Annotated in this window: 10 protein-coding genes; 1 reads left to right on the plus strand and 9 read right to left on the minus strand. The window is 39.0% G+C overall.

Translation table 11 applies throughout. The annotated features are described in order from the left end of the window. Positions 1-539: 539 nt before the first annotated feature. From C7972_RS21470 to C7972_RS21510, 9 genes are all read right to left on the minus strand, one after another. Positions 540-1,949, minus strand: a complete 1,410-nt coding sequence (locus C7972_RS21470; protein WP_110358225.1) for a sulfatase — start codon at positions 1,947-1,949, stop codon at positions 540-542. Between the two features lie 456 nt (positions 1,950-2,405). Further along, entirely contained in the window at positions 2,406-3,617 is a 1,212-nt protein-coding gene (locus C7972_RS21475) for a sugar MFS transporter (protein WP_110358226.1), read from the minus strand. 195 nt (positions 3,618-3,812) lie between these two features. Next, positions 3,813-7,727 carry a PVC-type heme-binding CxxCH protein gene (locus tag C7972_RS21480; protein WP_220020933.1) on the minus strand — a complete coding sequence of 1,305 codons (3,915 nt, stop codon included), beginning with the start codon at positions 7,725-7,727 and terminating at the stop codon, positions 3,813-3,815. Positions 7,728-7,828: 101 nt separating this feature from the next. Next, entirely contained in the window at positions 7,829-9,739 is a 1,911-nt protein-coding gene (locus C7972_RS21485; protein WP_110358227.1) for an arylsulfatase, read from the minus strand. Between the two features lie 14 nt (positions 9,740-9,753). Continuing rightward, a complete protein-coding gene (locus tag C7972_RS21490; protein WP_220020934.1) occupies positions 9,754-11,313 on the minus strand; it encodes a sulfatase in 1,560 nt (519 codons plus the stop codon). 48 nt (positions 11,314-11,361) lie between these two features. After that, on the minus strand, positions 11,362-12,837 hold the full coding sequence (locus tag C7972_RS21495; protein WP_110358229.1) for a sulfatase: 1,476 nt from the start codon (positions 12,835-12,837) through the stop codon (positions 11,362-11,364). A 147-nt stretch (positions 12,838-12,984) separates the two neighbouring features. Next, entirely contained in the window at positions 12,985-14,661 is a 1,677-nt protein-coding gene (locus tag C7972_RS21500; RefSeq protein WP_220020935.1) for a sulfatase, read from the minus strand. A 122-nt stretch (positions 14,662-14,783) separates the two neighbouring features. Continuing rightward, positions 14,784-16,517 (minus strand): RagB/SusD family nutrient uptake outer membrane protein, encoded by a 1,734-nt coding sequence (locus tag C7972_RS21505; protein WP_110358230.1) that lies wholly within the window; start codon positions 16,515-16,517, stop codon positions 14,784-14,786. A gap of 6 nt (positions 16,518-16,523) precedes the next feature. Beyond that, positions 16,524-19,739 carry a TonB-dependent receptor gene (locus C7972_RS21510; RefSeq protein WP_110358231.1) on the minus strand — a complete coding sequence of 1,072 codons (3,216 nt, stop codon included), beginning with the start codon at positions 19,737-19,739 and terminating at the stop codon, positions 16,524-16,526. A gap of 731 nt (positions 19,740-20,470) precedes the next feature. Between C7972_RS21510 and C7972_RS21515 the strand changes: the two genes are divergently transcribed. Further along, positions 20,471-21,637 carry a XylR family transcriptional regulator gene (locus tag C7972_RS21515; protein WP_110358232.1) on the plus strand — a complete coding sequence of 389 codons (1,167 nt, stop codon included), beginning with the start codon at positions 20,471-20,473 and terminating at the stop codon, positions 21,635-21,637. Positions 21,638-21,943: the final 306 nt, after the last annotated feature.

Here is a 21,943-nt window from a genome sequence, read left to right on the forward strand (position 1 = left end):
CAGCCTGCAAAGATCCAAAAAACCATTAGGAGATGACCAATTGACAACACCATCCATATAAGATATATTACACATGAAAACAACATATAGAAAAATCATATTCAATAATTCTCAAGGATTTATGTAGAAGGAGCACAATTTCAAGAAAAACACTTTTCATATGACCGGAATACAATAAAAGGAGAATAGGCCTTTTGATCACTTTCTTGAATGGCAACGAAAAATATTCTTTTATGACCTTAACATGGCCCCTACAATTCGTAGAATATACCATGAAAATAATATTAAAGTCGACCACATTAATCACTTCCAGCACCAAATCTGTGCCGTATTTACGCCCTACTCTACTATCAAAAAAAAAACGTGTCCATGGCAAACCATCAGATACCTTTCTTACGCTAGCTCGCAAATTGATAACCCCTTCCCGGAGCTGTAGCATTCCGTAATGTCCGGCTACAATTTATTGTTTAGTCTCGCCAATTATATCAAGACCTTAAAATCAACTGATAATTAATTTTAATTTAGGCAAAGGGATCAATTTATTTTTTGAGAGCAACAGGATTTCCCACATATGCGGCTGGGCGACTATTTTGTCGTATTTCCTTTTCAAATTTTGCAATCTGATCGAGAAGTTTTTTGACCACCCTATCATTTTGGCCAAGAAGATTTAGGGACTCTCCTATATTACTACCCAAATGATACAAGGCTTCTGGTTTGTTCCGTTCAACGTGCAATTTCCATTCACCCATACGAACGGCACTAAGCTCATTGCCCTTGTAATAAAAAAATGTGTTGTGCGGACTTTTTCTATTGCCCAACAGTGTTGGAAAAATATCCTTACCGTCCAAGACCCTGTCTTGGGGTAATTTGCCTCCTGCAAGTTTCGCAAAGGTGGGTAGCAGATCCATCGTGGTCATCAATTCATCATTTGTGCTCCCGGCAGGAATAACCCCTGGCCAGCACATAACGGTAGGCTCTCTCATGCCTCCTTCCAAAGTAGTTCCCTTTCCTCCTCTAAGTGGACCGGCACTGCCTACGGCAGGTCCATTATCCGAAGTAAAAACAACAAAAGTGTTTTCGGAAAGTCCCAAGTTCTTTAAGGTTTTTAGGATTTGGCCTACGGACCAATCAATTTCACTTATAGCCTGTGGGTAAAGTAAATCACGTGTCTTATAGTCCACCCCTTCACCTTCTTTTTTTAATTCATCCTTTATACTTTCATCAACCGTTTCCATGAAAGGCGGTGATACATGAAGCGGTTTGTGCGGCAACGGGTGGGGAACATATAGAAAGAATGGCCGCTCTTTGTTCTTTTCTATAAAACCTACGGCTCTCTCCGTTATTCTTTTAGTAAGGAAGTCCGCATTGGGATCCATTTCAATAACTTTTTCTCCTTCCATTAAGGCCAAAGGAGGGAAATTAAATTTCTCATTTGGGTGTTGCGGATGAATATCATGACTGTAAGGTATTCCAAAGAACTCCTCAAAACCTTGTTTCGTAGGCAGAAAATCGGGCTGATCTCCCAAATGCCACTTTCCGAATATCCCTGTAGCATATCCCGCATCTTTTAGAACTTCAGCTATGGTCATCTCATCCGGGTTCAGTCCTTTGCTATCGGCCGAAAGCAATACCACAAAATTAGACCCATAGGCCATATCGACACGCTTTGGATAGCTCCCAGTCATCAAAGCCGCCCTAGAAGGGCTACATAATGGTGCCGCAACATAAAAACTGGTCAATTTGGTCCCCTCACGCGCCATCCCATCAATTGCCGGGGTCTTTACTATGGTCGAGCCAAAACAACTTAGATCGCCATATCCCTGATCATCCGTAAAAATGATGATAAAATTGGGTTTCTTGGTCTTTTTGTTCTGGGATATTCCATGAACCATACTAATAAGAAAAATCAATAGGAACAAGTTACCATTAAGATTAATAATGTATTTCATAGTGCAGTTTTTACAATATATGGTTGCCTAATTTATATTATGAACAGCGTTTTTCAGATATTCTACATTAGTTTAGGGACTTACTTACCCTTACTAAAAGATATGCGTGTTCACTTGGATCATTTATGACTTGGCATTTTTCGTTATTCACCACTTTTATTATTCCATTCTCGAATAGTACATTTCTGTCCCACCTAAATCATATAACAAATTATAAAGCATAATTTGAGTAAAAAGCATTCCATATTGATGGGGTAAACACACTGACCACCAAAGATGAAAATTGGAATTAAATTTTAAATTGTGACAATATTATAATCACATACCCAAAACCTACTACAATATGAATATTTAAAATCCTAGCTCCAACATTCACCTTCCATCCGCAAAATTAAAATGTTATAAAGTATCCGTATACAGCCCTAAACTACAGCAGGCTAAGGGATTTTACCTAATTTACATAAGTCGCTCCTTTTTCCTTATCCAAAAATAAAGTATCGTGAATAGTATGATTAGTATCAATGGGAACGTAATCATCCTTTCAAGTGTTTGCTGTCCTGCCGCCAAGTCCAATGCATCTCCCGTTAATCCGATTGATGTAGCCGTTTCGTATGCATTATCAATCCATCCACCAATAACCGGTTGAAAAATAGACGTTGAAAACATACCAATAGCACCTATTACGGACATACCCAAGGCACCGCTCTTAGGAATTTTTTGGGCTACAAACCCTATCATATTAGGCCAGAAATAGCATACTCCCACTGCAAAGATTGCTGCTGAAACATAGATCATAAATCCGGTCTGTGTGCTAAGTAAAAAGATTCCCAGTGTCGTAAAAATTGCTGAACCCAATAAGACTCCTGTCTGATCAAATTTATGTACTATTTCCCCACCAAAATAGCGACCAAAGGTCATAATACCTGTAATAAGTGCCAGTACAAGCATAGGTACGGCACCGCTCTTTTCTAAAATTAACTGCGCCCACTGCGTTGGACCAAATTCTGAAATGGCCGTCAAAGCCATACATACGGCAATAAAAATAAATAGAGGCTTGACCATGGCCTTTAAATTGCCCTTAATGGTAGTAGCTTCTTGTATCCTTGGTTTTGGAAAAGATTGTCCGTAAAAAAGATAGGCATAAATAATAGTTGGCACAAAGAAAATCCAAATTTGTGCCTGCCACCCCAGATCTAAACCAGTCATAACAAAAGATACTAAACTTCCTAATACAATTCCACCTGGAAACCACATGTGGAATCGGTTCATAAGCATATTCATTGTCTTACCTTCGTAACTATCTGCAATCATAGGGTTACAAGCCGCTTCTGTACATCCATTGCCAATTCCGATTAGAAGTGTAGAAATTAACAGCCCAACATATCCGCCTGAATAAATGGTCAAGAGGATTCCCGCAGAATGAGCAAAAAAGGCGCATTGCATGATTCTTTTTGGTCCAATTACATGATAAAATAAGCCACCAATAACCATAGCAATTGGAAATCCAATAAACCACATTTGATTTATGAAGCCCAACTGCTTGGCAGACAGATCAAAGGTCTCCGCCAATTCAGGTAGTATCCCTGCTCGTATACTGAAAGAGAAAGCCGTAGTAATTATTGCAAAACAACTACCGTAAAAAAGTCTTTTGTTATTATTTGCACTCATATCTGTGATTATTTGGTTCAGTAATTAATTTATTCTTCACTTGGGTTTTATGTAAAGGTGAATTTTGGTTATTGCTACGATGAATTACCCCTTCCTTTTATACAAAATGCAGTGAGTCAATAATTTCTCCATATTTCATTGTCCGATCATTTTACAATATTTATTTTTTGTTCATAATATCTGTGTGATTGCGAGCTATGTGGACGGCTCCAGTTTTTTCAAATAGGCGATCAAATCCAATACTTCCTTATCGGTCAGATTGTTCAAAAGCCCCTCGGGCATCATTGATTTTTCAGAAATATCCTTAGTAAGTATTTGAGATTTATTGATAATCACCGGATCCTGGCCTACCACGCGCAAGGTTATGTTCCTGTCATTCTCCCCAATAATATTTCCGCTATAGGTACGACCGTTCTGTGTAGTGATGACCACCAGTTTATAATCATCCTGTACATCTCCGCTTGGATTCAAAATATTACTCATCAAATAGGTCGTATTGTTCCGATTGGATCCAGTTAGGTCAGGGCCTATTTCTCCACCTTCTCCATGCAACATATGACACATAGCGCATGTTCTTTGAAAGATTCCCTTACCATTGGAAGGGCTTGCCTTAGAAATTGCATCATCGGTCAGCAAAGCAGAATATTTTCTATACTCCACTTGTAAGGTTTGCGATATATCATCGATAGGGCCCCATATCTCCACAAAACCGTTACCAAGTACAGCTCGCAATTGTAAGACCACGTGTGCGGGAATATCTGATTTTGATATTTTACCATTTTTAAGGGCATTGCCCAACAACCTACCGTACATTGGTCGCGAGGCCAATGTCATTATAGCTTCTTCTTTTTCAGCTACATTAAAACTCTCATATTTTTGGAACAATACCCTTCCTAAGTCAGGGGTTTCATAAAAAGCTATCGCTTTAATCACCTCCGACCGTAAGTCTGAATGTTCCAATAATTTTGGGATAATATCTTGTAATGCAAGATTTTGTTTTGAAGCCAGTCCTTGGATTGCTCTCTTTTTATCGTCAATATCACCATTAGGATCTTTTAAAGTTACGAGCATTTTTTCAACTATTTCGGCGTTGCCGAATCCTTGGGCAACCTCATCAGCTCTCGTAGAAAGTTCTGGGTTCAATTTTAAATGTTTGTATGTGGCAGCCCAATTTGAAGGTTCTCGCAGATCTGAATTCCCTTCCATGCCGGCCAACAGACCATTCAAAAGTTCTGCCTGCATATCAGACTTCTTACCAATGTTGGCAATCAACTTTTCCATTTTATTGCCATCAACCAACCTTCTTGCTATTTTTTGAACCAATGACGGAATTTTACTTTGTCTTGCCATATCCAATGCCCTCTCTGGCTGTTTTGCAACCAAAGGCTCTAGCCCGTACCAAAGCATCATAGGGATATTCGGGTCATCAGCATCCTCATTATATTGTACCAATTCTGATATAATTCCCCATCGATCCTTTTCTACCATGCGCTGTAATGATCCTGCTAAGTATCGCCTGACAACAGGAGAAGCTTCCTTTTTTGCTAAATCGGTCAGTCTATTGACTATTTTTGACGATGGATTTGCATCTTCTACTAAAAACTGGATAGTCCAGGCGCGTACATATTCATCTTTGTCATCCAAAAGATCTAGCAGTTTTTCCGTATTTAAATTGTTGGTTATCCAGAGTGACCACAATGCACGAAGCCTAGTATCTTCATTTTTATGATTATCCATTATTTCATTCAATCTCACAATTGCCTTACTCTCCAAGGTTCTCTTGGAGGCACGGTACTGTAATATGACCCGCGCCCGTTGTGCATGCCAATTGCTTTTGCTCAACTGCAATTCCACCAACTCGGCATCGGTTTTTTCGTTCAAATCATCAAATCTTCCCGGCCAATTTTCGGCTAATGACTTTTCAGGTTCGATTCTAAAAACTCTACCCGTTTCCTTATTAAGCACATCGTTTCCGCATATTTCTGCATCGTGCCAATCTAATACGTAAAGGTTCCCAGCTGGACCAATTTCCATACTGAACCCTACAAATTGAGCATTGTTGGCCATCATAAAATCATCACCGTGGCCAGCGGTATACCCTGATTTATTTGGTGTAAGGATATCAGATAATATTCCGTGATCATGGATGTTCGCCATAAATAGCCTTCCCTGTACTTCGGTAGGGAAGGCATCGGACTGGTAAATCCTTGCGCCTCCATGTGCCGAACGGTGCCTATGGTCCACAATGGTCTTGATATCCTCGTACACATATGGGTTAAAATGCTGTCCACCCTGTCGGTGATAAATACCTCCTTGAAAAACATGGAACATATGAGGTATTACACAGGCAGTGATGAATAATTGCCCCTTGGAATCATAGTCGATTCCCCACGGATTACTAAAGCCATGCGCAACCACTTCGAATTGGTCTTTTAAAGGATGGTACCTCCATACACCTCCATTGATATCCACTCCATCGCCTTCTAATAAATCTTTAGGAAATTCATCTCTGTGCTTATAGAGTCTACCTTCACCCTCCTTAGGTTTTCGGATTTTCGATGGTGTCGCAAACCCCTCAAGTCCATAGAGCCAGCCGTCAGGTCCCCAATGAAAACTATTAATAGTCTCATGCCGATCACGTATCCCCCAACCGGTCAATAATACTTTTATATCCTTTTCATCTGCTATGTCGTCTCCATTCTTGTCTGGCACAAAAAGTAGGTTCGGTGGCGCACCAATAAATACCCCCCCATGTCCAACTGCTATAGCAGAAGGAAACGGGATCCCTTCCATAAAGATTTTTTTGCTGTCTGCTATACCATCATGATTCGTATCCTCTAAAATAAGGATACGGCTATCTCCAGATCCAGAAAAGCCCGACCTTCTAGTTTCGTAATCCCTGTTTTCCGCAATCCACATTCTACCCTTGTCGTCCCAACAAAAGGCAATTGGCTGAGTTATCATTGGCTCAGAGGCAAAGACTTTAGCCCTGTAGCCCTCTTTTACAGTCATAGCCTCGACCGCTTCCTTAGGGCTTAGAAACTTAGCCTCCCTACCCTCTTGTTGGGCTAGTTTCCACAAAGATGCATCCTTGTACTTCCCTTTACTCCCAACATAGGCTCCCCACAATTCGTTCATTTTGGTTTCGTCCAAATTTCCGGCATAAGCAACAACCTGATGCTGAAAAACTTTAACCTCCCCTTTCTTTATATGCCAATCTCCCATTTTTGACAATACTGGCCCCACCCCAAACTGCTTGTCTACTCGCCATGGCTGTGGATATCCTTGATTCATGGTATGATCAAAAATGGCAATATGGCCCCAATCTTCAAGGCCTTCGATTTGCATTCCGGCATCCACCCACATTGCCCTTTGCCCATTAGCCTTTTCATTTTTTTGTAATGCAGCATTTTTCACTTCCCCATCTACACCCTTCTTCCAAGGCATTCTAAGGAAAAGCCCGCCATAATCGAACTCGTTTACGGTAATATCGATTAACGCCTCACCTTGCCACTCTAGACTTAAAAAATATTTATTATCTTTCTCCGTAAAGGTCCACGTTTGAGTCTCTTTTAGAATCGGATTCTTGTCTACATCCAACATGTTATAGACAATTCGCCACTGCACCTCCTTGCCTTTAGGAGTCAACACCTCCGCTGAGACTTTTTGCCAATACTCCCCATCAGGATTGTGAAAAAAGTCCAGACCAATCTTATCATGGACATCCATTGGCTTTTCCGGTTTGTAAAACCATTTTTTCAATTCATCGGCTGAGGCACCACTCCCGTTTACCCGGGTAAAGCCCCAATATAGCCCGGTCTGATGTTTGTGGTGCCCTGGACTGACCTGGGTCAATTCCACTTCCGAACCCGGTGCTAAAATAGGGTGGATATACGGTCTAAAATCAGGTTTTACGTTTTGTATAACAACAGCCGAAGTCTCACCATTGGGCAACACCTTTATTTCTGTATCTGTCTGTACAATTTGGAAGCTGTACTCCTTCATATTTGCCGAAGCCATCCCCTTTTCTTTTTTTTGTTTACAGGCCATCAACATTGTAAACCCAAACAGTAGAGTTAATATTCTTTTCGTGCTAATTATTATTTTCATGCTAATTATTATTTGCAAATAGTCCAAAATTCGTCTTGTGTACCGCTTTTTTTTACTCAGTTACAGTGCATAAATCCTTTAATTTAATTGCGCAAAGGCCATTATTTCCGTTTTACATACACGTAATAAGCCCCACAAACATTTTCTCCTGCCTTATCATCAAAAAAAGTATGTAGGTAAATTGAACCTGGTTTTAGCCTAATATTGAAGGTAACAAACTTGTCATCTGGCGATACCTGCTTCACAAGCCCCTCAAATCCATAAGGTTTCTTTTCCGCTACCGTTCTAAGGTTGACACCTCCAATATATATTTTAGCAGTGACAATGGGTAAGGCTACACCTACATTATTTCTTTTAGAAGTAGTATTCCTATGTTTAGGGATGCCTGCACTTATGGCCGCATCAACTTCCCTTGGCCAACGTCTGAGTTCGAATTCGTATTCACCTTCTTTGTCCACATCAAGGCTCCAGTAACCATTTTTGCGAACACCTCGTCGTATTTGACTCTGCTGATCAACAAACACATCAAGCCAGTCGCATGCGGTCAACATTACCGGATTTGCATTTTCATTTCCAATAATTATCCTATGGGGTATGTTTACTTTATCTTTGACCCCATCCCACCAGTTGTCCAAATGGTCCTGCATTTTAGCTACGACCTTGGGATTTTGATCATATACATTGTTTTGTTGCAGTGGATCGTTTTCCCTGTTATACAATTCTCTACTCTCCAACATTCGCCAACCTTTCCATAGAACAGCAGCCCCATTCTTTCTCACAATGGATTGCCCAAAAGGGGAAGGATAATTAAAACCACCAGGCATTCTGCTATAATTTATTACAAGCATCCTGTCTTCAGAGATATTTTGTTCGCCTCTCAATACAGGTACTAGACTTGTTCCGTCAAAATCCAAGGGTATAGGTTTGTTTAGACTACAAAGTTCAACCAAAGTGGGAAGAATGTCCTGAACTTCTGTCAATCCCTCTATTTCAATTCCTGATTTGGCCTTGAAATTTCCGTTTGGCCATGAAATAAAGAATGGAACTCTATGACCTCCATCCCAAAGCTCTGTCTTCATTCCCCTCATATTGGCATTGAAATATCGAGTTCCCATTATACTGCCGTTATCGGTTAAAAATATTACTATGGTATCATCTCTCAATTCATTTTTCTCAAGAAAGTTAAAAAGTCTCCCTATATTGGAGTCAATGTTTCTTATCATAGCCAAATATGGAATCAAGCGCTTCCCAAGCTGCTTATCGTCTGCAAACGGAGAATTTTCATAGGCTTTTTCTATTGCCATTAAATCTTCCTCCTTGGCTATAAAAGGTCCATGGGGAGTATTAGTTGGCAGAAAGGTGAAAAAAGGCTTGCCTTCTTGCACAGATAGCTCAATAAACTTCATAGCCTCGTCGAAAAAAATATCTGTACAATACCCTTCAAACTTTTTACGTTTTCCGTTGTTCCAGTAGGAATCGTCAAAATAATCGTTTCCCCAGTAGTCGGGAACCGACCCAATATGAGATGAGGGAAACCATACAGTTTGTTGGAATCCACGGTCCTCCGGCCTAAAGGGATAATTCTCTCCATTATGCCATTTTCCGAAGATTCCAGTGCGGTAACCATTGGCAGTGAAAATATCACCTATAGTAAGCATATTAGGATCTAACAGTCCTCTGCCGCTACTAACGTTTACTGTTCCGTTTTTTACCGCATCCATTCCCGTAAGTAGCTGCCCTCGAGTAGGTGCACACATAGGTGAAACATGAAAATCACCAAATCTTACACTCTTTCTAGCCAATTCATCCAGATTAGGGGTTCTCAACAAAGGATTTCCGTGAATTGAAAGTTCCGGATACCCTTGGTCATCCGTCATTATAATTATGACATTTGGACTTTTTCCTTTTTGCTGTATATCGAAACCCTTTCTTGGATTGCCAAGCATTGCCAAAGTACCGCATATAAGAAACATGGCCATTATTTTTAATTTCCTAATTCTTGATTTTAGCATTTTTTTCGTTTAATTTATTCAACAAAATCGGCTTCGATATCTGATGCATTGATCCAAGATGGAACTAGAGCCTCCTTTAGATTTACAATTCGATTATAGGCATTTTTATATCTTCTATTCGAAGATTCATAGTTTTGAAAAATATTGCCATTACCGAGTATTCTCGGGTCAGCTTCTTTTTTCAATTCATTTTCCATTTCCGTCCTCATAGCTCTCCCAATTCCCTTGTAATCAGCAGAGTCTATTAAATTATTGATGCAATAAGGATCATTGCTTAAACTGTATAACTCTTCTACCCTCCGTTTGGCAAATGATAATTTCCACAAATATTTTTTTTCAGGCGATTTACGGGTTTTCAGTATTTCTGTTTTGGTAGGGCTGCCATCTACATTTGAATAGCCGGTTTGAGGTGGACCTACAGGCCACAGATTATTATTGTAATTGTACAGGTACAACATCCCATTTTTTACAATCCCTCTTATGGGATATCCTAGATCATCTGGTCTTCCAATACCATGTTTTTCTTTACCAATGAGTACAAAATCTCGGATTGGCACCCTACTCTTAGGTTCATTAAATATGGGAAGTAAGCTTTTGCCCGAAAATACTTGTACACCATAATCCTCCTCATTCATTATACCAGCAATGTCAAACAAAGTCGGTGCTATATCAACGAGGGAGACATAGCTTTCAACGGTCCTTCCGGGAGATTCAATTCCGTTTCCCCACATAATTGTCAAGGGAACGTGGTTAGAGAAGTTATATTCATCGGATTTGGCACGGGGAAAGGGCATGCCGTTATCTGCTGTTACAATTACAATTGTATTTGCTAAATCGCCTGTTTGCTCCAAATAATCAAGAATTTTACCCAAGTGCGAATCAAAATGTTCGATCTCCAATGCGTAATCCAAAAGATCCGTTCTCACCACCTCATTATCTGGAAAAAATGCGGGAACATTATTTATATCCGTTATTTTTTTACCTGATCTAATCCCCGATTTATATTCATAACGCCTATGTGGTTCATGTGCTCCGTACCAAAAACAAAAAGGCTTATCCTTAGGCTTGTTTCTAAGAAAGTTGATAAAATTCGAGGAATAGTCGATATTAGAGATATTCTTTGTCGGCGGCAAAAGTTTCTTTGAACTCCAGTTTTGTCCGCATAACTCCCTTGATTTACCACCTTTTTTTCCTGGTTCTCCCGGTGCCCAGGGTTTACCGGTAAATCCAACAAAATAACCAATTCCCATAAGGGCTTCGGGATAAGTTTTATATTTCGAAGGAAAGTAAGCCCACATATTGGCTGCCTCTTCCAATTGCCAAGGATTACGACCAGTCAATAGACATGCTCTCGAAGGAGCACATTTACCATTGGGCGTGAAGGCATTTGAAAAAAGAATTCCCTTCTTTACTACCCGGTTGAAAGCAGGTGTTTTTATCCAGCCGTTATCCATGCCCATGTGCGGATAGGAGACATCATCAGCAATACAAATTAAGATATTAGGCTTTTGAAATCCAGCTACCTTATCACGCCCTAAAACACAAAACATTAAAAACAAAAGTAGTATTCTCAAAATCGAAAGTTTTATTGTAATATATTATTATGAGTTTCAGTATACGTATCATTCCTTTATTACTTGCCAATTCTTGTTTGGCATCGCTCCATAATATGGGTAATAATCCCATGGGGCAAATCGCCCTAACGCTCGTGGATCGCCTGTCATTTGCGTATACAGAATCAGCTGCCCGCTTAAACTAATCTTAATGTCCTTATATTTTTCCTCCATGGCCAAGTTGTTCATTTGAAATGGGTCTTCCCTTATATCATACAATTCCTCGTTAGGTCGCATGCCAAATGTGAGTTTAAAAAGATCAGGAAACTTGCTTTCATTGCCCATCATAAAGGTTTTAGTCGGGCTTGGCGCTACCTCACCATAGGGAATCATACGCGCACAATTTTTTAAATCCGGATCCCCCGCTGGCCAACGATCTGGTTCATAATTCCGGATATAAAGGAAATTCTTCGTTCTAATTGCCCTGCAAGGATACCCTTTACCACCCGATCTACAGCCATCATGCCTTTCCATAGCGGTATAGGCCGACTTTCTATAAGCCCTGTTTTCATCTTTTTTGCCTAGTAAAATAGGCATTAGACTCTTGCCCGTCATATCTTTTGGAATCTTTAGATTTGCCGCCTCCAAAAAAGTAGGTGCTAAATCGCTCAGTGTAATAAAACCATCATATACTTTATCTTGGGAGGACAATTTTTCTGGCCACCGGATGGCTAAGGGCACATGGGTTCCCATATCATATAGGGTTGCTTTAGCCCGGGGGAAAGGCATACCATTGTCACTAGCGAATACTACAATCGTACTATCCAAAATCCCTTCATCCTCAAGCATTTGCAACACCTTCATAACCTCATCATCAAACCTTTGTATTGCGTAATAATAGTCCAGGATGTCGTTACGTACTATATCATTATCGGGGAACACCGGAGGAACCCTCACTGCAGTTATGTCCATACCTGATTCCTTTCCCGAGTTCAACCTATATGGTCTATGCGGGTCAGCACTGCCAAACCAAAACGAAAAGGGTCTGTCCCTGGGTCGGGTTTTATTGAATTCTTTAAAGTTATTAAATCTGTAACCGGCCGGGTTCATTTTAGTTTCTCCTGTGAACACCCAACCACTATTCGTTTTAATTTTTCCTGGGCCCCATGCTTTGGAATAGGAACCAGTAAAATAACCAGACTTTTCAAGTAGACTCTGGTAATTGACCAAATCTTCCGGGAAATTACTATGGATATTACCTGCTTCTCTTAAACGCCATATATGCTGGCCTGACAATATTGCTGCACGTGAAGGACCACAGGAGGGAGCGTCCGCATAGGCATTCATAAAAAGGATGCCCTCATTAGCTATTTTATCAAATGCAGGGGTGTTTATTACCTGATCACCCATTGCAGTGGTATGTAACCAGGACTGGTCATCGGAAATACAAAATAGAATATTGGGCCTCCTCACATCAGGAACTTCGAAGGTTTGAGCTGAAAGTACATAGGTAAAGATCAACAGAACAATATGAATACATTTCATTATATAATTATTTTTTAGACAGAATTAAAAATCAACTACATTGAAAAGGACCATTTGCAAATTACAGAACTGATACCCAAACGATTTATTATAAAAGTCAAATCAGTGAAGTTCCAAATCACGGGCAAGTACATCCTATATCATTTTTTATTGTTTTTTAATATATTTATAAAATTCATCAGGCTTTACCTCGGAATCGTAATCAGGGTTAGGCTTCATCATTTTTGCTCCGACTTTTTCCCTCCATTTATGAAGTTTATCTTTTAGTTCTTTAGTTTTTTCGATTTCAATTTTCGACAAATCATTCTGTTCCCCTATATCATTTCTCAGATTAAACAATTGTACCGTTCCATTTTCAAAGTACTCCAATAGTTTATAATCGCCATCCCGAATAGCTCCTCCAGGACTCTGCATCCCGTGATTACTATAATGTGGAAAATGCCAATAGATAGGCCCTCTTTTCATATTTTTTCCACGTAGAACAGGTGAAATATCTACTCCTTCTTTATCCTTGGGAACACTTTTGGAAGAACCAACCATATCCAATATGGTTGGAAAAATATCAACGGCTGCTACCGGCATTGAAGACACAGTACCTTGTTTTCCTTTTTTCGGCCATTTTATTATTAATGGAACTCGAATACCCCCTTCATACAACCAACCTTTAGCCCCTCTCAATGGCAAGTTGGAGGTTGAATATGCTTTGTCCTGTTTCTCTTCAGGGACTATCCTCTTCGGATTACCAACATTTGCCGCGGACATTCCACCATTGTCAGAATAGAAAATTATTATCGTATTATCAGCAATGTTAAGCGCTTCAAGTTTTTTCATTATACGACCTAAACTTTCATCCATACTTTCAACCATTCCTGCAAACTCGACGTTATCCTGCTTTTGTTTAACTTTAACGGTTTCATTTGGCAACACCTTATAAGGTTTGTAATCCTCCGTTTTTATGAGTAATTCCAATTCTTCCCTTGTTGGATTGTTAGGATTGTCTGGATTCCCTTCAAGTATATAATCCGCAGAGGGGCTCGCTTCCGCTTTTAGCAGCTTATTTTCATATTTTGAAACCAAGTCCTTTCTTCCCTGAATAGGGTCATGAACAGCATAATGTGACATATATAAAAAGAATGGATTCTCTTTATTACTTTCAATATACTTTAGGGCTTTATCGGTAAGTATATCTGTAAGATAACTGCCTTCTTTGGCGTCCTCCAATCCTTTCAAGCTAAATGGAGCGATATATCCACCTGGACCCGGCCATCCCTTAGGCCAATCTGGTATATGGCTATCAAACCCATGGGCCATAGGATTGGAGGGATCATCGCCCAAATGCCATTTGCCGATGATTGCCGTTTTATACCCAATACTTTTTAGAGTCTCGGCTATCGTCGTCTCTTCATAAGGTAATTGTTGATTAATATCAACATTAAGAAATCTCTGAAACGGAAAATTTCGACGCCCTGGAAGCCAGTCTGTCAAATTAATGGTAGCCGGATATTTCCCTGATAAAAGACTCGCCCTACTTGGAGAACAAACATGACAAGCAGCATACGCATCGGTGAATCTTACACCAGATTTTGCAAGTGCATCTATGTTCGGGGTTTCATAAAAAGTACTACCATAACAGCCTACATCTGCCCACCCCAAATCATCTACATAAAACAAAACGATATTTGGCTGCTTATCTGTTTGAGCTACTACTATTAGAGGAACTATTAGTAGTAAAAAAAACAGATACAAATTACTACTCTTATGTAAAAACCTGTATGCCATATTCAGGTTGGTGCAAGCCTCAATATTTGATTGTCTTAACATCATTTTCATATTTTATTATAGGATTCAAGCAATACTAAAAGAATTTCTTGATTTCATCTCTTATGGTTCATTCAAGAAACAAAGCATAATCCGTATTGATATAACTAATCACCAGTCCTAAAATATTAATAACCAGGATTTTCGATAAGATTAGGGTTTTCTAAAACACGGTCAACTCCCAGTGGCAAATAATAATAGTGATCCAAAAATATGCGTGCTATTCCTTCGCCATTTGCAAATGTAATCTGATACAATTTGGTGTCATAATTATAAATATATTTCAATCCCTGCATCCGTTTGCCATCCAATACTTCCTTGGCAATTCGCCAGCGACGTATATCCCAATAACTGTGATCTTCCCATGTTAGCTCTACTAGCCTTTCATTTTGAATAATATCCATATCAATGGTCAGTTTTGGTGGCATTCCCGCTCTTTGCCTTAAGTCATTTAGTGTGACCAATGCTTCTCCATCCTGTCCTAAATAAAAGGCCGCCTCCGCTAAATTGAGGTATATTTCTCCCAATCTAAAGACAATATGATCCGTATCGTCAGTAAAAACCGGTGTAACATCTATATTTTCATTGGTTCTTTTCCTAACCATAAATCCTGTCCGCGTTGTATTACGAGACGATGCTTTGTATGGCCAACCGTCTTCAGAAGTTCCAGAAGAAAGAATTTCACCATTCCGTAGGGTTCCACTGTGAAAATATACATTACCACCCTTCCAAGGACTTTCAGGGTAAAATACCGATGCCTTAAAACGGGGGTCTCGGTTATTCCAAAGCTGATCAGGAGACCATTCTTGTGACTCAATTTGTTCCCTAGAAATTGAAGTGCCTGGTGATCCATCCTCAAATTCAAACCTTTCCGTAAAATCATATAGGTATAACATGGTTGAGAATGTATTAGAAAATTCATGCGGTGCAGAACGCATAGTAAAACCATGGGCTCTATTTTTGCTATAATCGTACACCTCGGCCATTATTATTTCAGAGTTGTCAGGTGATTCATCAAGAAAGAGATTTTGAAAATTCTCAGTAGGATCTGGGTATTTATCATATAACGTATGGTATCCGCCGGTGATAATCGCTTGGGATGCATCATAACTAAGTTGGGCATAATAATCTACATCACCTGATGGAAAACCTAAAAGTCCGTCTAACTGTTGCTGTCCAAATTTGGCAATACTGGCAGCATACAAGGCAGCCCTGCTTTTTAAAGCCAATGCCGCCATTTTTGATGGGCGTCCTTTATTTTCTCCAGATTGTTGCGGAGGTAATACTTGTGCTATTGCATCCAATTCCGAAATAATAAAATCATAAACTTCCTTTTCGGAATTTCGAAAGACATAAATATCTTCTTCTGCCGCATCCAACTGTAGCACTTCCGTAACAATGGGTACCCCTCCATATCGAATTACCATTTGAAAGTACATATAAGCCCTTAAAAAACGAACTTCAGCACGACGTTGTTCTATAGTTGAGGATTCCAAAACAGATTCCGAAATTCTTTCTATAAAATTATTACATTCCCTGATATTATTGTATTTCCAATAGTCAAGTCCACCGAGGTTTGCGGCCGCAGTTATTACATTGGTTGAATTTCGATAAGCTGGATGATGCGTCCCATATGACCTGCCTTCTCCACCCATCGAGGAAATCATGGCAAAGTTGGTGTTTTCCGGGTTGCCCTCAATACCCGAAAAATCGACCCGATTATATAAATCGGCAAGATAAGAGTCCACAAGAACAGGGTCTTCAAAAACAAGATCTTCCGAAATAAGTGCTAAAGGTTCTTTATCAAGATAATCAGCGCACCCCACGAATATAACTAACAATAATACTAAAAATTTTTTCATGATTTTTTATAATTTTATATCAAAGCCAATTGAAAATGTCTGTAAAACGGGATAAAATTGTTGACCGCCGGTGGATTCTGGATCAACTGTATCCTTATAAATTCCTAATTTACTTAACGTAAACAAATTACTACCTGTTAAATTCATCCTTAACCCTTTTAATCCTATTTGACCAATCAATGTTTCTGGAAAATCATATCCCATGCTAAGGTTTTTTAGCCGAATATAAGTAGCATCTTTCAACCAAAAATCCGACACTTTCTGGTTATTTAAACTAGTTCCACTATCATCCCCCAAAATAGCCGGCAACCTTGCCTCAGGATTAATATTTACATCGGGGTTTTCTGGATCTGGCTGCCATCTATATTTGTACTGGAATTCATAAGGAACACTATTGTTTGTCAGCGGCTTAGCCAATGAACCTCCAATGTAATTATTGAACATAGAGGCACCTTGAAACATAGCTGACAAACTAAACCCTTTATAATCTAATTGCATATTTAAGGCGTAAGTCAAATCTGGAAAGGTACCGTATCCAATTTCATCTTGATCTCTAAAATCTATAACGTTATCCCCATTAATATCGATATATTTAATGTCACCGGGGCGAATAGTTGCGTTGTCTGCTTGATCCTGATTAACGGGGTGATTATCTATCTCATCTTGGCTCATAAACAAACCATCTGACTTGTATCCAATCCATCTATTTGTGTAATTTCCTGATTTTTGAAAAATCCTTATCTCATCTGGATCATCAAAAGGACTTTCTGCCCACTTCTTATATTTTTCACGCGCATAACTTACAGAGCCCCATAAATTGTATCGAAAATCTTTACCAATGTTATTTTTGTGAGTCAAAGTAAGTTCAACTCCTCGATCTTCGGTTGAATTTAGATTTAATTGAGGTAGTACGGCACCAAAGGTCGAAGGATAGTTATCTATAGGTTGGGCGAATATATTATCCGTTAATCTATAAAACCAATCAAACTCCAAGCCAATTAAACCATTACCAAAAGAAGCATCCAACCCGATATTATAACTTGTATTTTCTAACCAGGTAATATCTCGATTAGGCAGTCCCGTAGTACGAATCTCCCTATACAAATCGTCACCGAAGAGATACACATCCGATTGGTCTTGCAAGATTTGATATCCAGTCAGATACCGAAATGCAGTTACATTATCATTCCCCGTATTGCTGTATGAGGCTCGAAGCTTGAGATTACTAATCCAAGAAAGGTTGTTCTGAATAAATGATTCCTCAGAAATTCTCCATGCTGCCGAAATACTTGGAAATGTACCCCATCGGGAATTAGATGGAAATTTATGTGAAGCATCAAACCGAACTGTTCCTTCAATAAGATACTTTCCGAGATATGAATAGTTAACTCGACCTACGTAACTAACTCGGCCCGTTTCTTCTGCCCCACCATTGTTCGTCAAATTAGCCGTAGACCCAACGAAGAGATAGGGTAAATCTTGCGCTATTAAATCCACTCTTCCAGCTTCTAAGAATGAAGATTCTGTATCAATCCCTTCGGCCAGCAGAAGTCCTTCAAACGAATGCTTTTTAAAAGTATTTTTATAATTTAAAGTTACTAAAGGATAGATGCTAGTATATCTGTATGTTTCTTCATTTAAGGAGTTGGTTCCATTACTGGGCCATTCCGTATAATCATCACTGTCGTAGTTGTAGCTCAACACCCTAAATACCTTGTCTTGAATTTTATTATATCGCTCTTGGGTGTTATAATTTAGCGTTGCATTTGCCACCAGGCCATTGATGCCAGGGATTTTGTAATTCAAGCTAACTCTACCTGAAAAAAACTTTTCATTCAACGATTCAAATCCGCTAAAATCACTAGTACTATTAGCAATAGGGCTCCTACTTTGAAAGCCAGAATATGCCCCGCCCAGCGTAGGATCTGGCAAAGCTGCCGGCAACATTGGCTGAGCTGATTGCAATTGAGTCCATGTTTGGCCGATACCATTTGCAGCTACACCTATTTGTTTCATATGAGGCGAATCCGTCTGTTCGTTTCTATATGCGGCGTTAAAAGTAACATTGACTCGGTCCGTAATCTGAACATCAATATTAGATCGAAAATTATACCTCCCAAACTTTAGGTCATCCGACCTAAAAAGGGAATTCTGATTTAAGTAACCTGCATTTAGAAAATACTTTACCTTCTCCGTTCCCCCCGAAGCACTAAGAGTGTGGGAATCCATAGTAGACTGCTTTTTCAAAGTAGCCTCATACCAATTTTCATTTGGATAGTTTGGATCATTCCCATCCTTGAATTTTTGTACTTCCGCTTCTGTGTACGTATAGGGCAATTGACTATTCAACTCCCCTTCCCTTTTAAGTTCGGCCATTTTCCATGATGGAACCCACTCCGGAACCGTGGCGGCCCTTTGAAATGAGTAGTTTCTAGAATAAGTTATCATAGTTTCACCAGCTTTTCCCCTCTTAGTTGTAATGAGAACTACACCATTCCCAGCTCGTGCACCATATACGGCCGCGGCAGCATCTTTTAATACACTTATAGACTCTATTTCGTTAGGATCCATACGATTCCATGAACCTTCAACACCATCAACAAGTACCAAAGGCGCACCAAAGCCCCTTATACTAAGCGCCCCCACGTCGGCACCAGGCACGCCCCCGTTCTGCTTTATGAACAGGCCAGGTGCCTTACCAGTCAACATATCTGTAACATTGGGAGCTTTAACCTGAGTTAAATCTTCTGCTTGAACAGTAGATACAGCTCCGGTTAAATTAATTTTTTTTTGCGTCCCATAACCAACAACGACAACCTCATCCAGTCCAGATGCACTTTCTTCCAAAGCAATAATTAAATTAGCTTGCCCAAGAACCGGAACTTCTTTTGTTGCATAACCAATATAAGAAACCACCAAAATCGTGTTGCCGCCCGATAGATCAATGGAAAAGTTTCCATCAAAATCTGCGGTTACCCCATTGGTAGTACCTTTTTCCACGATGTTTGCCCCAGGTAATGGAGTTCCCATTTGATCGACCACAGTGCCCGATACTACTTGCTGGACATTTGTTTTTTCAATGGTCAATGACTTCGAAGCAATATCAAAAGTAGCGCCTGCATGGAGTTGAAGTACACTCATCAACAGTAAAAAAAATGATATTTTTAATTTCGGGCAATTTCCTAAAAGAATACCCAAACACTCTTTAATTAGGTCTGGCATTATATAATGTGTTTTTCAAAAGTTAGTCGAAGCCTTTACATAGTATAAAAGGCTAATTGGCTGGTTATTATAACAAATCACTTCTCCATTAAAGAGTGACTATCGTGCTACCATCATAAATGTAAATCCTGATGATTTTACCTTCTAATATCGAGTTCCACTAATATCTTCCAGTATAGAACAACGCATCTCAAAAAGTAAGGTCCCAAAAATCTATTTTTCGGTATTTATACATAACAGTCTAAAAGGACATCCATATGACAATTCCAATGACAACAATCCCCACCCAAGGAAGTGGGTGTATAAATAACATGTTCAAACTTATAAATTAGATTACTTTAAAACAATATGACATTTGGACTATTTATTTAGATATTTTACCAGCATCAGATTTATTTCTTTTTAGACACCAGTTATTACTATTATAAATTCTATAACATATAAACCATAAAACTAATAATAATTAATGAATCACCCTTAATGACCAAGAATTTTCAAACAATAGTGCAAGAATTAACTGATATTTATTAACTAATACCATTAATATTTGTGAGGTTGACCTTAATTATATAATTTTAAATAAGATATTTAACTTTCTAGGCGCATAGTTTATATTCATAGAACCTAAAACACCCAGGCACCATCAAAAAGGACCATCTAATTAAATATCTGCGTTATAACACGAAATAAAAGAAGCTAAATATTATAAAAGAAAATAACATTATGACCCTATGAAGAACATCTCTAAAAGTAGACATAGAGTTGCCTTGCTCCTAGAGACCTCAAATGAATATTCCAGAGGAATAATAAAGGGAATTTATGGTTATATAAAAGAACGTGACCAATGGGATGTTCATCTCGGTGAATATAGTAGAGGAGAACCGAATCCAGAATGGTTATTGTCCTGGAAGGGAGACGGTATCATCGCACGAATTGAAAATATGGCCATTGCGGAATTGGTCAAGAACTGTAATCTACCAACAATTGACATGAGCTCCGCCAACTTAGTTCCTGGAATCCCATGGGTGGAAACAGATGATAATTTTATTGCCAAAATGGCCCTTGATCATCTAATTGAATGCGGCTTTAAAAATTTTGGCTACGTAGGCACCGGATTCAATTGGTCGGAATGGCGAGCCAAGCATTTTATTGATATGCTTAAAATAAAGGGAATTCATTGTTATTCCCATAATTTTGCCATCAATCAAAAAATCAATTTAATTGAAGAGCAAAAAAATATGGAATCTTGGTTGACGACCTTACCAAAACCAATAGGAATATTTTCTGCATATGACCAACTCGGGCGATTAATTATTGATGCTAGCCACAAGGCTGGGTTTTTGGTGCCAGAAGAAGTAGCGGTTATCGGTGTTGATAATGACCCACTTATTTGTGAACTTTGCTCTCCTTCACTTACAAGTGTAATTCCAGACACCTATAAAACGGGTTACACAGCCGCAAGGCTGTTAGACAAACTGATGAAGGGGCAAAAGGATGTCCAAATTACCAATTTCATTGCACCACTAGGTATAGAAAAAAGACGATCCACAGATTCTATGGCAATAGAAGACCCCCATATCTCAAAGGCTATGCACTATATCTATGAACATGCCAACACAGGTACTTTTGATATCAATGATATACTTAATTTTGTTCCTATGACACGCAGAGTATTTGAGAAAAGATTTCTAACCTTTGTTGGTAGAACCCCATATAAGGAATTGCAAAGGATTCGGGTAAATCGTTTAAAGGAACTTTTGGGTCAAACCGACCTAAGTTTACTGGATATTGCAGAAAAATCTGGTTTTGATCATGTTTCCTATATGAGTTATTTATTTAAAAGAGAAACTGGGATTACACCAATGGCCTATCGCAAAAAAATAATGACTGCAACATAATAAGATTATTTAATAATACAATAATCGTACAAGTAATAAACTAAAAAATCCGTAACTACTTATTTAAAAGCTTGTTACGGATTTTTAAAGTGATGGCAGAAGGATTCGAACCTTCGACCGCCTGCTTAGAAGGCACTTCAACTATAGTATCATATAGTTTCATTTGTTTGCAAATCGTCCATAATAATAGGATTTCTAATTTTAATATTTTCCTATAGTTTCAGATTTTATCCGATTATCTCTAAAATGTTTAACCTATGTTTAACCTGATTGTCATTAAAAGTAAAATTGTATTCGTTTAAAATT

It is taken from the genome of Arenibacter sp. ARW7G5Y1 (genome assembly GCF_003201775.1).
Taxonomy (GTDB): Bacteria; Bacteroidota; Bacteroidia; order Flavobacteriales; family Flavobacteriaceae; genus Arenibacter.

Excerpts from the sequence above, each read along its gene's own strand:
- C7972_RS21470 (WP_110358225.1), bottom strand. The coding sequence starts at position 1,949 with ATGAAATACATTATTAATCTTAATGGTAACTTGTTCCTATTGATTTTT.
- C7972_RS21475 (WP_110358226.1), bottom strand. The coding sequence starts at position 3,617 with ATGAGTGCAAATAATAACAAAAGACTTTTTTACGGTAGTTGTTTTGCA.
- C7972_RS21480 (WP_220020933.1), bottom strand. The coding sequence starts at position 7,727 with ATGAAAATAATAATTAGCACGAAAAGAATATTAACTCTACTGTTTGGG.
- C7972_RS21485 (WP_110358227.1), bottom strand. The coding sequence starts at position 9,739 with ATGCTAAAATCAAGAATTAGGAAATTAAAAATAATGGCCATGTTTCTT.
- C7972_RS21495 (WP_110358229.1), bottom strand. The coding sequence starts at position 12,837 with ATGAAATGTATTCATATTGTTCTGTTGATCTTTACCTATGTACTTTCA.
- C7972_RS21500 (WP_220020935.1), bottom strand. The coding sequence starts at position 14,661 with ATGATGTTAAGACAATCAAATATTGAGGCTTGCACCAACCTGAATATG.
- C7972_RS21505 (WP_110358230.1), bottom strand. The coding sequence starts at position 16,517 with ATGAAAAAATTTTTAGTATTATTGTTAGTTATATTCGTGGGGTGCGCT.
- C7972_RS21510 (WP_110358231.1), bottom strand. The coding sequence starts at position 19,739 with ATGCCAGACCTAATTAAAGAGTGTTTGGGTATTCTTTTAGGAAATTGC.
- C7972_RS21515 (WP_110358232.1), top strand. The coding sequence starts at position 20,471 with ATGAAGAACATCTCTAAAAGTAGACATAGAGTTGCCTTGCTCCTAGAG.